Raw genomic sequence first — 15,013 nt, 5'->3', positions numbered from 1 at the left:
CGCGCGAAGCGTGTGGTGCGATTTGGTGTTAGCCGCGTTCGGCCTCCAATTCAACCGCCGGTTTGGCCAGCGGTTTGATGAAAGGTTTGATGGGGTTGTGCTCTTCGACTTTTTTCATCAACTCTTTGACGATGCGTTGGGTGGCATCGGGAATTGCAATTTTCGCCGCCGCCAGTTTCATGGCCGCGTGTTCGGCCGGATCGTTTAGCAAGCGGCGCATGATCGGCACGATGTCTTTGGTCTGGTTTAGCAAAATCCCCGCGCGATGGCGCGCGACCAGACCGGCCGTCTGCGATTCCTGCGGCATGGGCGGAGTCGTCGTGTCGGCAATGATCGGCAAGCGCGAAGCCAACGCCTCAAACGTCGTCAGCCCGCCCAGCTTAGAGACCATCACATCTGCTGCGCCCATCAATTTTTCCATCGCGTTGGTATAGCCGATGACTTTGGTCGGGAAAGCGGCGCGCTGCGCCAGCCTGGTGATCTGTGCGCGCAACGGTTCATTACGTCCAGCCAGAAAGACGGCCTGGGCGTTTTTTAACTGCTCGCCCTGTTCGACCATCTGTTCAAAGATACGCGGGATATTGCCGCCGCCGACCCAACCGGCGTTGATGAACATCGTGAACTTTTCAGGATCAAGCCCAAGCTCGGCGCGCGCGGCGGTGCGCTCATCATCAGTTTGGTGCTGAAATTTCGGATGAATCGGGATGCCGCAAATTTTGATCTTCTCCGCCGGCACGCCGTAATCCAGCAGTTGCTGTTGGGCTTCTTCGGTGGCGACCAGGTACAGGCTGACTTCTTCGCAAGCCCAGCCACGCCAAAATCCGTAGCAAGGATCGGTCACGACTGTGACCAGCGGAATGCGGTCGAGCAGCCCCAATTCGCGCAAGGCCCGCCCAAAGAAGTGCTGCGTCATCGGATGTACCGAGACGACCACCTGCGGGCAGTATTTCTCGAACAACTGTTTCACATAACGCGAAGTCACCCGATAGATAAAGTTTGATTCGTTGGGGCGGAAGCGTTCGATGGCCCAGTAGTAATACTTCATCAACGGCTGATGATGGCGCAGCAGGTAGTTATAAAAATCGGCGCACTTCTGCGCGAGCAGGTGCGATTCCTCAATGGCGCGCGCGATATTGACCAGACACTCCGGCGCGGCAAAGCGTTTCAAGCCGTCCGCAATCGCACTGGCGGCAGAGGCGTGGCCGCCGCCGGTGTCAGAGGTGATGATGAGAAATTTGGGGGTGGTTTCGCTGGTCATAGTTACCTGTCACAATCAACGTCTAACATCCACTCTGAAATATGCATTGGATTACGAGTGATTTTCACCCCCAAAGGGTTTTTAATGGTCACCGAAAAATAAATTTGACATTTGAGTAGCATCACTTTGTTTTTGGTCTTTCGGTTTTATCCCTGATTCACTAAATTCATAACCCAACCTATACATAAACATCTTTTGAATCCTGCCTACCTGGACGGTTGGAATGATGCCAATAACAAAAATGATAAGAGGCCAAAATAAAGCGACCGCGGCTTTGGTAGTTTCGCCGTTGTGGTAGAGATAGAAACAGGTCATAGGGCAAACAAGCCATTTCAACCTTATAAAAATCACTCCAAAATCTGCTGCGCTGACGCTAACGAAGTTGTACCTTATCAACATTGCCCACAAAATATTTAAGGTGACAACTACAAGAACAACTGCTTTCCACGATAAAAATAGCAATGCTATCGGAGCCAATGGCTGGGACATGAAAATCGGCCATCGTCCCCACTCAACGGCTCTTAACCAACTCCAGAGCGTATTCTCTTCGTCGCTGTGTTGCAGAGGATTCCACATGATAAACCCCTCTAGTTAATACCTTTTGCGCAGGTGATTTTTTACCATCATTATTTGTCAGCAGGTGGCAAACGCTTTTCAAACTTGAGCAGTTCAACTTGAAGCTGCAACGCCAGTTTCTCCCGCGCATCCTGGTCGTGCCGTTGGTTCATGATGATTTGGTCGGCCAGCCGTTGCAGCAACAATCCGTGCTCAACCTGTGTGCGCTCGAGTTGCTCAATGTCTTTCCGCAGCCGTTCGTGGTCTTTTGCCACCGTCAGCGTGTGCTGAAAGAAAGCGAAGAAGTCTTTTAACATAGCCAATCCTTCCGGAGCTTACTCATCACTTCCTCACTCTGGGCGGCGAGTCGAGCGCTCTCTTCGCGGGAGGCGGCGATGCGCTGAAGAATGCCTGCCAACTCAGTGTTTGCGGCGCGCAGAAATTCACCGAGGCCTACCGCCTCTGCTTGCTCAAGCGTAAATGGAAAAAGCTGCTCACCGGATTCAGCCTTAATCGGTTCGTTCATTGTCTTGACTCCTTTCAGTTGGTTGGCCACAGCTAAACAGCGTTGGCTGGAATCATTTTGCCATCAACCTCGCCCCGATGCGACTTCTTCAACTGCCGCTCCAGCTTCTTGATCTGAATCAAGTGCTTCGGATTAAACGCCAGCGACGGGTAATAACAATTCGATTCGTGCGTGCAATAGCAGCCATCTTTGACGTGCGCGCGCCGCACTTTCATCTCCGGCGAATTCCAGAGCGCCCAGAAATCCCAGTTGTAATCGCGCAAGTTGCCGATGGGGTCGAGCTTCTCGCAACTAGACACGGTGCCCTCGTCATAGATCACGCCGCCCGTCGTGCCCGCGTGGCAACGCAATTGGGCTTTGTGCTGCTCTTCGGTGCGCGCGATCAGTTCGTGCATGTAAATATCCACCGCCGCTTTGAAGTAACCGCCCTTGCCTTTGTAGTGGTTCTTGATGACGCCATGCTGCGAATCGTCGTCAATCAGCGCCGAAAGCTGGCGGTAACGGTTGAGGTCAATGTTCAACTCACGCGCGTCTTTGGAGGGCGGGCGGATGTAATTGACGTTGATCTTGTCGGGCTTCAGTTCGTGGCGCAGGAAGTCGTACCAGTCGAAGATGCGCTCCTGATTCGAGTTCATAAAGCAGGTGCAGGTCTGCACGTCCAGGCGCGGAATCTCGCGTTGGATTTCCTGCAACTGGCGCGCGGTCGAGATGGCCTTGTCCCAACTGCCAGCTTTGCCGCGAATCTTTTCGTGGTCTTCTTTCAGGCCGTCAATGCCGAGCGCGACAGTGACGTTGAGCTTCGGGCATTCGTCCAGGATGCGTTGCACATCGGGCATGATGCGCTGCTGGATGCCGCCGTTCGACATCAGGTAGACCGATTCCAACTGGTTGTTTTCGTAAAAGGCGCGCACGACTTCGGGCAGGTCTTTGCGGGTGAAAGGCTCGCCGCCCGCGATGATCAGAATCGGCAGGCTGCCGCCGAGCGTTTCGCTAATGCGTTGCAGTTCGGCGGTGGTCATTTGCAGTTTTTTGCGCGGCTTGTCGTCGAGTTCTTCGGTATAGAAGCAGTGCGAGCAGCGCATGTCGCAGACCGAGGTGATCAGAATGTTCAAGATGACGGGCGAGGTCACGCCGCCCAGCAACACTTTGCCATAGCGTTTGACTAATTCCAGGTTGTAATCCATAAGGCTCTCTTTCAGATACGCCGCTTCAATTTGAATGCGTTGTGGTAACTAAGCGAAGTATTTAGCGTTATCCGCCAACGCAAAGTCAAACTAATTTTCCCCTGGGTACGCACGCTTCGTGAACGTGCTGCTTTGGCGTCAGATGGCTTGAGGCTGAAAGGATTCCCTTCGGCATCTATCCGCCTTTTGCCAAGATCGCACGCAAGGATGCGTGCGTACCCAGGCTTGAGCCTGATGTTTCACCACCCACTGCCGCGCCTGGATCATCCGTCCGAAATCCGTGAAAAACTGCTGCCGCTCTGCCGTCTGCAACCCGGCGAAATCTGGCAGGACAAGCGCCAAGGGCATCGCCTCGGCTGCCTGGATGCGGCGCAATGGGCAGACGTGAAAAAGCTGTGCGGTCGGCAACGCGCTGTGCTGGCGATTCACGATGTACCCTACAACTTCATCGCGTTTGAACAGCGCAAGGTGGATGAGTTCACCGCTTGGTGCGCGCGGGTCACTCACCACACCGAACAGGTGTTGGCGGCGGACAGCAGTTTGTATCTGTGGCTGGGCGCCGATCAGCGCGCTGATTTTGCACCCTTGCCTGAAATCATGCTGATGATGCGCGCGACCGGTTTTACTGCGCGCAGCTTCATCACGTTGCGCAACCAACGCGGTTACGGCACACAGCAAAACTGGATGAGCGTGCGGCAGGAGTTGCTCTATTACACCAAAGGCAAGCCGCCTTTTACGCCGCAATACACCGATCTGCCAAAAACACTGCGCGGCTATTTCAAAGAAGTCGGTGGGCAACGTACCGAGAATGCCGCGCGCGGCAAAGCCCCGACCTTACGCGCGGGCAATGTCTGGATTGATGTGCAACAAGTCTTTTACCGTATGGCAGAGAACGTCAACGGCTGTTACGCGCAAAAGCCGCTCAAGGCCATTACGCGCATTATCGAAGCCAGTTCGCAACCGGGCGATGTCGTGCTTGATTTCTTCGCCCATTCAGGCACGACGCTCTTGGCGTGCGAATTGACCGGACGGCGCTGTCTGACAATGGATATTGATCCGCTCTTTGCCGAAGTTGCGCGGCGGCGGCTGGAACATTATCGCCGCACGGGCAAGACGGGTTGGCAGGATAGCAATCCGTTTGCGCGTGAATTGGGGCAAATTTGACCTGCTTGCGACGCGGGCGCGCCATCGGCTATTGTGCCTGTCAACGTATCCAACGAAATTATTGATTGCATGAAGCCTGCCACGCACCAATCGCACGTCCCCGATGCCCGCGCTGATGCCGCTCTGTTGGCGCTGGCGCTGCTGTGGGGCACGTCGCATGTCATCACCAAAAATGTACTGCTCTCGCATACGCCCTTTTTTTACACCGGTCTGCGGTTTGGGATCGCGGCAGTGCTGTTTGCCCTGGTTTATGCCGGGCCGTTGCGGCGCAGCAGTCGCCAAGCCATACGCCAAGGATTATTGTTAGGCGTCTGTAGCTTCACGGGCATCAGCTTTTACACCGCCGGACTGGTTTTTACCCAGGCTTCCAAAGCAGGCTTTATTACAGGTTTGTATCTGGTCTTCACCCCGTTGCTGGCGTGGCTGTTTTTCCAGCTGCATCCCACACGGGACAATCTGGCTGGTTTGCTCATCGCCGTCACGGGCTTCGCGCTGTTGAGCTATCCGCAAACGGGCGCAACGTTCAATTGGGGCGATGGCCTGATCCTGTGCGCCGCGCTGGCCTGGGGCGCGCATATCGCCGCAACCAGCGCCTTTGCGCGGCAAAGCGAAATCCACTTGCTGGCGGCTTGGCAAGTTATCGTGGTCGCCGTGTTGGCAGTTTTAGCGCACCTCGTATTGAGCAAGTTTGCGGTCACCGCGTCCAGTGGGCCATTGACCCAATTGCTGGCTTTGGAAGCGCGCCCGAATCATTTGACGACGGCTACGATGGCGCAAATCGGCTATATGGCTTTGCTCGTGACCTTCGTTGCCGCACTCGTACAAACCTGGGCGCAAGGCAAAGTCGCACCCGCGCATGCCGCTTTGTTTTATGCGCTCGAACCGGTGATGGCCGCGCTCTTTGCCGCGCTCATCTTGGGCGAGAAACTGAGCGGACGCAGCGCGCTCGGCGCTTTGCTGATCGTTGCCGGTGTGACGCTTTCACGCCTTGGCTTGCTCAGCAAGGCCGCCCAGCGTGCTGCCGCAGCCCGCGCGGAAAAGCTACGCATCGAAGAGCAGCGCGAATTCGGCGCTTGAGCCAGCCCTGTTAATTCTCCGCACGTTGGTTATAATCCGTTGTCTGACCCCGACACTTTTCCCCCAAGGCTGACCGGACTCGGCTTGTCCTGCGAGTTACGGCTCGCGCTCACCTATACGCAAGCTACACGAAAAGGAACTGAGGTGATTCTGTGACGAAGGTCCTCATCGTAGATGATCTGGAAGGCGTGCGGCGGATGCTCCTGTATGCGCTGGAGGATGATTATGACGTGCGCCAGGCCAGCAATGGGCTGGAAGCTATTTCAGCGGTGGCGCTGGAACGCCCCGACGTGATCGTGATGGATTTGGACATGCCCGTGATGGACGGCGTCGAAGCTACGCGGCGGTTGAAAGCCGATCCGGGGTTCGCAGGCATCAAGGTGCTGGCAGTTAGCGGCCAGCACAATAGCGAACGCGCGCGGCTGGTGCAGGATTCCGCCGACGCCTTTATTGAAAAGCCTTATGAGATAGACGATCTAATCGAAGCGGTGCGGCGCTTGGCCGTAGCTTAAATCGGCTGTCGGGAAAAACAAAAAGGCGCAGGCGGGAAAAGCTTCCGGCCTGCGCCTTTTTGTTTTTCTGAATCGTGTTGTGGTTAATCGGCCAGTTGCAATTGCACGACGTTGCTGGTGTAGCCGTCACTGATGATTTGCAACTTGACCAAGCCCCCGGTTAAGTCAGGTGGCAAGGCCAGATTGATTTGATCCAAGCCAGCCAAGATGCCTTGCGCGCCAACATAGACCGGCTTAAGCTCAACTTCGCCAATCTGCACCCGCAACTTTTTGGCGTGACGAAAGCCCGTGCCGAAGAGCAGCAGGAAATTCGCGCGTTGATCTGTGCTCGGTTCGACCGTGCGCCACCCGCCTTTCGCGTCAGTCACCGAAGCAAAGTTCTCGCCATCAAACGTCGTCAGCGCTGTCGGTATGCCTTTGCCGTTGGAAGAGAAGGTAAACAAGGCGGGCGCGGAATTGGTGATCAGCAGCGTGCCTTGCGCTATCAACTCGGTTTCGCGAATGACGAAGATGCGCGCCTCGCCCAGCGCAATTTGATCAGGCAGCAAGTAATTGATCTGGCCCGGCGAGATGAAAAAGAGCGGCGCCGAAAAGACCGCGTTCTGGCTGTCTATCAACCGCACACCCAAACCATCCAGGTTGGTCGGCAACGGAATGGTGGCGGCAACCTGGGCGCGTTCGGTCAACTTCGTGCCAAAGAGCGCGGCAATCGCTCCCGGTGCCAAACGGGGCGCATAACTGGCCGCATTGACCGTGACCAACGCCGTAGATGGGGCCATTGCAGGCGGATCGTTTGCGCCAGGATGCGCGGCGGCAAGTGACGGCAGGAGCCTTCCTAAACACAGCCCCAGCAGCACGCACTGACAAGTCAGCAACGCGCGGCGTGACCAGCGATTTGTCGCGGAAGATTTCATCAAGGTGGTTGGGATGCGTTGTTTGCAGGCTGCTTGACGCTACTTGAATGCGCAAAGCGCCCGCACTATAGCGATTGGCCGTTGCGTGCGGCAAGCAAAAAATCCGGCGGCGAAATTAATCCACGCCGTCGCGCCGATGAATCTGTTTATTGTGCAGCGCCCGTAAGCAGGGTGGAATTCAATCTCAGGCAACCGCTTTCAGGAGGAACATCATGACTGCCGAAACTGTCACCAACGCTATCAATGAATATTTTGACGCCGTCTGCGCACTCGACGCTGACCGCTGGGTCGCCACGTTTGCCGCCGACGCGACCAGCTATGAACCGGGCAATCCGCCGCTCGTCGGGCACGACGCCTTGCGCATGTTTTTCAACGGCATCGCGGGCGGCTTTGCACAAATCGAGATGCGTGCCACTGAAATCCATCCCGTCGGCAACGAAGCGGGCGTGAAATGGACAGCCACCGGCACGGGCAAGAATGGCCGCACGGTAAGCTTCGCGGGCATAGATGTTTTCGTTCTCAACGAAGCGGGCACGATTCAAATGTGCAAAGGGTACTGGAATCCGGCGGCAATGATGGCGGAACTGATGGGTTAAGCCCTACACGCACTGTCTTACGAGCCTTGGTTGCGCAATTCGTCTGGAAGCTTTAGAAAGCGAGTTGTAGTCAGCATCGCTTCTACCTTCAGAGGATGAATATGCGCGCAATCCCTTCCCTCAAAATCAGCATCTCCGGTGTGCGCGGCGTCATCGGCGATTCGCTTTCGCCGACGCTGCTCACACGTTTTGCCCAGGCCTTCGGCACCTACGCCGGTTCCGGCACCATCGTCATCGGGCGCGACACGCGCACGTCGGGCGAGATGGTGCGCCAGGCGGTGATCGCCGGCTTGGTATCCAGCGGTTGCCGCGTGATTGATCTCGACATCGTGCCCGTGCCGACCGTGCAATTGCTGGTGCGGCAGCGCAAAGCGCACGGCGGCATCGCCATCACCGCCAGCCACAATCCGGCGGAATGGAATGCGCTGAAATTCGTCGGCGCGGACGGCTTGTTCCTGAGCGCAGGCCAGGCGCGCGAGTTGCTCGATATTTATCACCAGGGCGATTACACCAAAGTCGTCGGCGCTGAGATGCGGCAGGTCGAAAGCTTCACCGGTGCTGCTGAGTTGCACATCAAAGCCATCCTCGACGTGGTTGGCCCGCTTCCGCCCACTCCCCAAAAAATCAAAGTCGCGCTCGATTCCTGCAACGGCGCGAGTTCGCAGCTTGCGCCGCAGTTGCTGGCGGCGCTTGGCGCTGAAGTCGTCAGCATCAACACGACGCCGGACGGTTTGTTCCCGCGCGGGGCTGAACCCATCGCCGAGAACATCGGCGCACTGTGCCAATTGGTCAAAGACAGCGGCGCGGTGGCTGGCTTCGCGCAGGACATGGACGCCGACCGTCTGGCGGTTGTGGCTGAATGCGGCGAACCCGTTGGCGAAGACAATACGCTGGTACTGGCGACGCACTACGTGCTCGGCAAAACGCCGGGCCCAAACAGTGTGGTCGTGACGAATCTTTCAACCAGCATGGCGATGGATGATGTTGTGCGGCTGTTCAACGGCACGCTGCATCGTTCCAAAATCGGCGAGGCCAATGTGACCGAGTTGATGCAACAGACGGGCGCGGTCATCGGCGGCGAAGGCAACGGCGGCGTGATCTATCCGAAGATCAATTTTTGCCGCGACAGTCACGTGGGAATGGCGTTGATCCTGCATCTGCTGGCCGAGAGCGGCAAAACGATTTCGCAACTGCTGACCGAACAGCCGCGCTACCGGATGGTCAAAGAGAAGCTGGAATGCCCGTCAGACAAGATCAGCGAGGTGCTGAAACTGATTCGCCGTGAGTTCGCCGACTACGAACAAGACTTGCGCGACGGCGTCAAAGTTACTTTGCCGCAAGGCTGGCTGCACGTGCGCGGGTCAAATACCGAGCCGATCATTCGTTTGGTGGCGGAGGCGGGTGACGAGGCACAGGCGCGCGCGATTCTTGATACGGTCTTTACCAAGGTTTCCCGTTTGTTGGCAGCCTAGACGACGTGATAACTCTGCAAGGCGCGCAAATACAACGCCCGCTCAAACGCCGCCGGATCAGGGCAATGCTGCTGGCTCAAGCTGCCGCGCATTTGCGCCACTGACTCGTATTCGTGCTGCCCCATCCATTCGCACAAGCTGTGCTCAATGGTTTGCAGGTAATCAATCCCGCGTTCATAGAGCACTGAGCAAAGCATCGTTACATCCGCGCCCGCCATCAATAACTTCAAGACATCAATGGCCGAATGCACGCCGCTCGTCGCGGCCAGTTGCGCATGAATCCGTCCGTACAGAATCGCGATCCAACGCAGCGGTAAGCGCAAGGCCTGTGGTTTGCTGTAAAGAATGTTGGTGCGCACTTCCAACGCCTCCAGATCAAAATCGGGTTGGTAGAAGCGATTGAACAGCACCAGCGCATCGGCGCCCGCAGCGTCAAGCTGTTTTGCCACCTGCGCGAAGTTGCTGAAATACGGGCCGAGTTTGAGCGCGACGGGCAACTGCACGGCGCTTTTTACCGCGTGCAATATGTCGAGATAGGTTTGTTCGACTTGCGCTGCAGTTAGATCAGGATCGGTGGGGATGTAGTAAATGTTCAACTCCAGCGCATCGGCCCCGGCCTCTTCCATCTGGCGTGCGAACTCGGTCCAGCCGCCCAGCGTCGCGCCGTTCAAGCTGGCGATGATCGGAATGTCCACGGCCTCTTTCGCGCGGCGGATGTGATTTAGATACGCATCCGGCCCGAAGTGGAACGTCTCAGGTTCGGGAAAATAGCTCAGCGCTTCGGCAAAGCTTTCGGTGCCCTGTGTCAGGTGATGATGTAATTCGAGCCGTTCGTGCGTGATCTGCTCTTCAAACAACGAATGCAGCACGATGGCCGCCGCGCCTACGTCTTCCATACGCTTCAGGTTGTCCAAGTCTTGCGAGAGCGGCGAGGCGGAGGGCACGAGCGGTGTGCGCAACTTCAGTCCCAGATAATTCGTGGTCAAATCCATTTTGTCACCTCATTCTTTCCTTGTAGTGGCGAATTTATTCGCCACGTCGGATAACGAATAAATTCGTTACTACGAGGGAGAGCGCCGATCACTTGCTTCACGCGCCTTGCGCTGGTTGGGGCGTGTGTGCTGCCAGGTGTTCGTAAAATTTGCGCCGAGCATCGGCGTCGGCTTGCGCGGCGGCGAACAAGCGGGCCGCGTCGTCGGGATGGCTTTGCGACAGCATGCGGAAGCGGTTCTCCATCCGCAGGAATTGCTCGACCGGCATTTTGACGGCGGGCGAATCCAGTGAGAGCGGATGTTCGCCCGCGTGCATCAATTCGGGGTTGAAGCGATACAGCAGCCATTGGCCAGAATTGACGGCGGCCTTTTGATTTTGCATGGCTGTGGTCATGTTGATGCCGTGCGCGATGCAATGGCTGTAGGCAATGATCAGCGCGGGGCCATCGTAATTTTCAGCTTCGATAAACGCTTTCAGCGTGTGCTCATCGCGCCCGCCCATCACCACACTGGCGACGTAGATGTTGCCGTAACTCATCATCATCAAGCCCAGGTCTTTCTTGCGTCCCGGTTTGCCACCCGCCGCAAATTTGGCGACGGCGGCGCGCGGTGTGGCCTTGGACATCTGACCGCCGGTGTTGGAATAGACTTCGGTGTCGAGCACCAGCACCTTGACGTTGCGTCCGCTCGCCAGCACGTGATCCAGCCCGCCGAAGCCGATGTCATAAGCCCAGCCATCACCGCCGACAATCCAGACACTTTTGCGCACCAATAAATCGGCCAGCGTCAACAACAGGTGCGCTTCTGGTGAATCGAGCGCGGCCAGCTTGTCTTTCAAGGCGGCCACCCGCGCGCGCTGTTCGTGAATGTCGGCTTCGTCCTTTTGCGGCGCGGTCAAAATCGCCGTAACCAACTCTTCGCCCACCACGCGCGCCAGCCGTTGCAGCAGCTCTTCAGCAAACTGTTTCTGCTTATCAATCGAGACGCGGAAGCCGAGGCCGAATTCGGCGTTGTCCTCGAACAGGGAATTGGCCCACGCCGGGCCGCGTCCTTCGGCGTTCTTGGCCCAAGGCGTCGTCGGCAGGTTGCCGCCATAAATCGAGGAGCAGCCCGTCGCGTTGGCGACGATCAGCCGGTCACCAAAGAGTTGCGAGAGCAGCTTCAGATATGGCGTTTCGCCGCAGCCCGAACACGCGCCCGAAAATTCAAACAGCGGTTCCTGCAACTGCTGCTGGCGGATGTTGTTGATCTTGATCAGGCGGCGATCCACTTCGGGCAGGTTCAGAAAGAAGTCCCAGTTCGCGCGCTCGGCAACTCGCAACGGGGCTTGCGGCTCCATGTTCAGGGCTTTGAGGCGCACCTGCGATTTGTTCTTGGCGGGGCAGACATCCACGCAAATGCCGCAGCCGGTGCAATCTTCGGGCGCGACCTGGATGGTATATTGCTGGCCCGCCCATTCTTTGTCTTTCGCCGTGCAGGCTTTGAAGGTCGCGGGCGCGTCACACAGTTTGGCTTCGTCATAAACCTTGATGCGGATGACGCCGTGCGGGCAAACCAGCGCGCACTTGCCGCATTGAATGCAGACCTGCGTATCCCAGACGGGAATCTCCTGCGCCAGATTGCGTTTCTCCCAGCGCGCCGTGCCCGTGGGGAAAGTGCCATCGCAGCGCATAGCGCTGACCGGCAATTCGTGCCCGCGTCCGGCGCTGATTGTGCCCAGCACATCGCGCACGAAAGGCGGTGCAGCCGCGAACGCAGTAGGTGGCAAAGCGCTATGCGCGGTGGCGGCGGCGGGAATGCTGACTTCGTGCAATAACGCGAGCGTCGCCTCGACGGCCTGCAAATTCATGCGCACGATCTCGCTGCCTTTTTTGCCGTAGCTCTTTTCAATCGAATGGCGAATCGCGGCGAGCGCCTCTTCACGCGGCATCACGCCGGTGATGGCGAAAAAGCAGACCTGCATCACCGTATTGATTTGTCGGCCCATGCCGCTAGCGCGTGCCACGCTGTACGCATCAATCACGAAGAGCTTGGCTTGTTTGGCGATGAGCTGTTGTTGCAAGGCCAGCGGCAGTTGCGCCCAAACTTCATCTTGGCCGTGCGCTGTGTTGATCAGAAAGGTGCCGCCGGGCCGCAGCGTTTCCAGCAGATTACTGCGTTCCAGAAAGACCGGCTGATGACAAGCGACGAAATTCGCCTGGTTGATCAGATAAGTCGAGCGAATCGGCTCCGGCCCGAAACGTAGATGCGAGACTGTCTCGGAACCGGATTTTTTAGAATCGTAAACGAAATAACCCTGCGCGTAATGAGCGGTTTCCTCGCCGATGATCTTGATCGTGTTTTTGTTTGCGCCGACCGTGCCATCCGAACCGAGGCCGTAAAAGACCGCGCGAAAGACGCTGTCAGGTTCGGTCGAAAACGCCAGATCGTAACTCAGGCTGGTGTGCGAAACGTCGTCGTTGATGCCGATGGTGAAGTGGCGTTTGGGTTGCGCGTTCGTCAGATGATCGAAAATGCCCATGACCATCGCGGGCGTGAACTCTTTGGACGAGAGGCCGTAACGCCCGCTGATGATCGCAGGCAAGGGCGCGCCGCCCATTTCATACAATCCGCTGACCACATCCAGATACAACGGTTCGCCCGCGCTGCCCGGCTCTTTGCAACGGTCGAGCACGGCAATGGATTTGACGGTAGTGGGAAGCGCTGCGGCAAAGCGCGCGGCGTCGAAGGGGCGATAGAGCCGGACTTTCAGCACGCCGACCTTTTCGCCCTGTGCCGTCAGATAGTCCACCGTCTCGTGCGCGGCCTCTGCGCCCGAACCCATCAGCACGATGACGCGCTCGGCGTCGGGCGCGCCGTGGTATTCGTAAAGCTGATATTGCCGCCCGGTCAGTTGCGCGAAACGATCCAGCAGGCGCTGCACGATCTCCGGGCAGGCGGCGTAAAACGGATTGACCGTTTCGCGGCCCTGAAAATAGACATCGGCATTTTGCGCCGTGCCGCGCAAGACCGGATGATCGGGCGACAAGGCGCGCGCGCGATGTTCGGCAATGCGCGCTTCATCAATCAGCGCCCGCAGCACCACATCATCCAGCAATTCGATCTTGGCGATCTCGTGCGAGGTGCGGAAGCCGTCAAAGAAATGCAGAAACGGCAGCCGCGTTTCCAAACTCGCGGCCTGCGCAATCAACGCGAAATCCTGCGCCTCTTGCACCGAAGCCGAAGCCAGCATCGCCCAGCCGGTCGCGCGCGCCGCCATCACGTCGCTGTGGTCGCCGAAAATCGAAAGCCCCTGGGCGGCCAAGGCGCGCGCCGCGATGTGAAAGACCGTGGGCGTCAATTCGCCCGCGATCTTGTACATATTCGGGATCATCAACAGCAGCCCCTGCGAAGCCGTGAACGTCGTCGCCAGTGCGCCGGTTTGCAACGCGCCGTGAATCGCGCCCGCCGCACCGCCTTCGCTTTGCAACTCAACCACGGCGGGCACGGTGCCCCAGAGGTTCGTCCTGCCTTGCGCGGCCCAGGCGTCGGCCCATTCGCCCATCGCCGAGGCGGGCGTGATCGGATAAATGGCAATCACTTCGTTGAGCCGGTAAGCGATGGCGGCGACCGCTTCGTTGCCGTCGAGGGTGACAAATTGTTTGGTCATCGGTGCGGGCCTTTCACTGCGAGAATTTACGCGCGGGCGGTTGTCTCGATGTGGAGAATTGCGCAACCGTCCGCAACGGCTTCTCTTGGGCAAAGGGCGTGCCTGTGCGTAATAGGGCTGGCTGGGATGGGGCTAGCCAGCGAGCGGTATTTTGGCGCTACAGATCACTGAAGGTGTGGATTATTTCAACCAGAGGCGATGGGGGTTGATGTTAGCGCTGAATCGGCACGTATTGGTTTTGACCCTAAGCATGCCAGCAAAATTGAAGGACGCTTTAGCACGTCATTGGATTCCCTGAAACGCGGAAATCATTCCTTGCCCAATCACCCGCTGTGGTTTGCAGCCGCTTCCGCTAAACCCTCCGCGCCTCCGCAATAATTCCCCGTCATTCGACGAAATGCCCGTCAATAAAGAGTTTTATTCAGTATTGGCCACTCGTTATTCGCACCTGCCGGGCTTTGGCACGGTGCTTGAAATAGACTGGCGCGAGGTCAAGCGGAGATGGCAACTCCGGTAAATTCGGCAGATGCCATAAGCAGGAAGAGCAAGGAGGTAACGATGAAAAGTAAAGCTGCACAAAGACGCCAGAATCGGAATCGTCCGCGACTTTTTGTGATCTGTAACGCAACCCAAGCGGCGGAGGCGCGGCCTCCGCCGCAAAGCCCGCCGCTGCACACGGCGGGCTGAAAATGAAAGGGCTACGCAACCAATGACGCAACAACAGAGCAAGGAGGGATTATGAAAAACAATCAGCGAATCATCAGAACCGCGCCCCCACAAATTTCAAATGGGTCGGCGCTCGTCTCTGATTTGGCCTTTAGCGTGTTGACCGGCATCGCCGGTGTGCGGCGGCTGGTGTTCCGCATGATTTTGTTTGCCGCGCTGCTGGCTGCCGGGCTGGCCTTTACGGCAGGGATCATGTTGCGCGACTATCTGCCCGACCTGACGCGCATCAACAGTTTTGCCGAGGCTGAACCGGCCGCTTCTCCCCCGGGGAAACCGCCGCCGGAGCAGGCCCGTCGTAACGCCAACGCCGCCTACAAGCGTGCCCGCGCGCGTAATCCGAACGACGAACAACAAGCCTCGGGTCAATAGCAATGCGGGAGTACTTGCC

At 57.5% G+C, this 15,013-nt stretch carries 14 protein-coding genes; 6 read left to right on the top strand and 8 right to left on the bottom strand.

From position 1 onward, the window contains the following. Positions 1-28: 28 nt before the first annotated feature. From HY011_00205 to HY011_00185, 5 genes are all read right to left on the bottom strand, one after another. Positions 29-1,258: a hypothetical protein gene (locus HY011_00205; GenBank protein ID MBI3421350.1), complete on the bottom strand. Its 1,230-nt coding sequence runs from the start codon at positions 1,256-1,258 to the stop codon at positions 29-31. An 81-nt stretch (positions 1,259-1,339) separates the two neighbouring features. After that, positions 1,340-1,834, bottom strand: coding sequence for a hypothetical protein (locus tag HY011_00200; GenBank protein MBI3421349.1), 495 nt, complete (start codon positions 1,832-1,834; stop codon positions 1,340-1,342). A gap of 50 nt (positions 1,835-1,884) precedes the next feature. Then, a complete protein-coding gene (locus HY011_00195; GenBank protein MBI3421348.1) occupies positions 1,885-2,130 on the bottom strand; it encodes a hypothetical protein in 246 nt (81 codons plus the stop codon). Next, on the bottom strand, positions 2,124-2,339 hold the full coding sequence (locus tag HY011_00190) for a hypothetical protein (protein ID MBI3421347.1): 216 nt from the start codon (positions 2,337-2,339) through the stop codon (positions 2,124-2,126). Before HY011_00190 ends, HY011_00195 begins: the two co-directional genes overlap by 7 nt. A gap of 32 nt (positions 2,340-2,371) precedes the next feature. After that, the gene (locus tag HY011_00185) at positions 2,372-3,523 is read right to left on the bottom strand and encodes a radical SAM protein (protein MBI3421346.1); all 1,152 of its coding nucleotides are present in this window, start codon (positions 3,521-3,523) and stop codon (positions 2,372-2,374) included. 234 nt (positions 3,524-3,757) lie between these two features. On the opposite strand from HY011_00185, the gene HY011_00180 reads away from it, so the two are divergent. The 3 genes from HY011_00180 (at position 3,758) to HY011_00170 (ending at position 6,276) form a co-directional block, all read left to right on the top strand. Further along, positions 3,758-4,687 carry a site-specific DNA-methyltransferase gene (locus HY011_00180; protein ID MBI3421345.1) on the top strand — a complete coding sequence of 310 codons (930 nt, stop codon included), beginning with the start codon at positions 3,758-3,760 and terminating at the stop codon, positions 4,685-4,687. Positions 4,688-4,756: 69 nt separating this feature from the next. Continuing rightward, on the top strand, positions 4,757-5,764 hold the full coding sequence (locus tag HY011_00175; GenBank protein MBI3421344.1) for a DMT family transporter: 1,008 nt from the start codon (positions 4,757-4,759) through the stop codon (positions 5,762-5,764). A gap of 152 nt (positions 5,765-5,916) precedes the next feature. After that, positions 5,917-6,276 carry a response regulator gene (locus HY011_00170; GenBank protein ID MBI3421343.1) on the top strand — a complete coding sequence of 120 codons (360 nt, stop codon included), beginning with the start codon at positions 5,917-5,919 and terminating at the stop codon, positions 6,274-6,276. An 83-nt stretch (positions 6,277-6,359) separates the two neighbouring features. On the opposite strand, the gene HY011_00165 is transcribed toward HY011_00170, so the two are convergent. Then, positions 6,360-7,055 (bottom strand): hypothetical protein, encoded by a 696-nt coding sequence (locus tag HY011_00165; GenBank protein ID MBI3421342.1) that lies wholly within the window; start codon positions 7,053-7,055, stop codon positions 6,360-6,362. Between the two features lie 347 nt (positions 7,056-7,402). Here HY011_00165 and HY011_00160 point away from each other — a divergent pair, with 347 nt between their 5' ends. Beyond that, the gene (locus HY011_00160; GenBank protein ID MBI3421341.1) at positions 7,403-7,786 is read left to right on the top strand and encodes a nuclear transport factor 2 family protein; all 384 of its coding nucleotides are present in this window, start codon (positions 7,403-7,405) and stop codon (positions 7,784-7,786) included. A gap of 101 nt (positions 7,787-7,887) precedes the next feature. Next, on the top strand, positions 7,888-9,258 hold the full coding sequence (gene glmM / locus HY011_00155; GenBank protein ID MBI3421340.1) for a phosphoglucosamine mutase: 1,371 nt from the start codon (positions 7,888-7,890) through the stop codon (positions 9,256-9,258). On the opposite strand, the gene HY011_00150 is transcribed toward glmM, so the two are convergent. Both HY011_00150 and nifJ read right to left on the bottom strand, forming a co-directional pair. Continuing rightward, a complete protein-coding gene (locus tag HY011_00150; GenBank protein MBI3421339.1) occupies positions 9,255-10,250 on the bottom strand; it encodes a dihydroorotate dehydrogenase-like protein in 996 nt (331 codons plus the stop codon). The genes glmM and HY011_00150 overlap by 4 nt on opposite strands. 97 nt (positions 10,251-10,347) lie before the next feature. Further along, positions 10,348-13,899, bottom strand: a complete 3,552-nt coding sequence (nifJ, locus tag HY011_00145; GenBank protein MBI3421338.1) for a pyruvate:ferredoxin (flavodoxin) oxidoreductase — start codon at positions 13,897-13,899, stop codon at positions 10,348-10,350. 738 nt (positions 13,900-14,637) lie between these two features. On the opposite strand from nifJ, the gene HY011_00140 reads away from it, so the two are divergent. Continuing rightward, on the top strand, positions 14,638-14,994 hold the full coding sequence (locus HY011_00140; GenBank protein ID MBI3421337.1) for a hypothetical protein: 357 nt from the start codon (positions 14,638-14,640) through the stop codon (positions 14,992-14,994). Positions 14,995-15,013: the final 19 nt, after the last annotated feature.

Source organism: Acidobacteriota bacterium, assembly GCA_016196035.1.
GTDB lineage: Bacteria > Acidobacteriota > Blastocatellia > RBC074 > RBC074 > JACPYM01.
The sequence above is the reverse complement of the archived record's forward strand: the minus strand, read 5'-3'. Positions and strand labels throughout refer to the sequence as shown.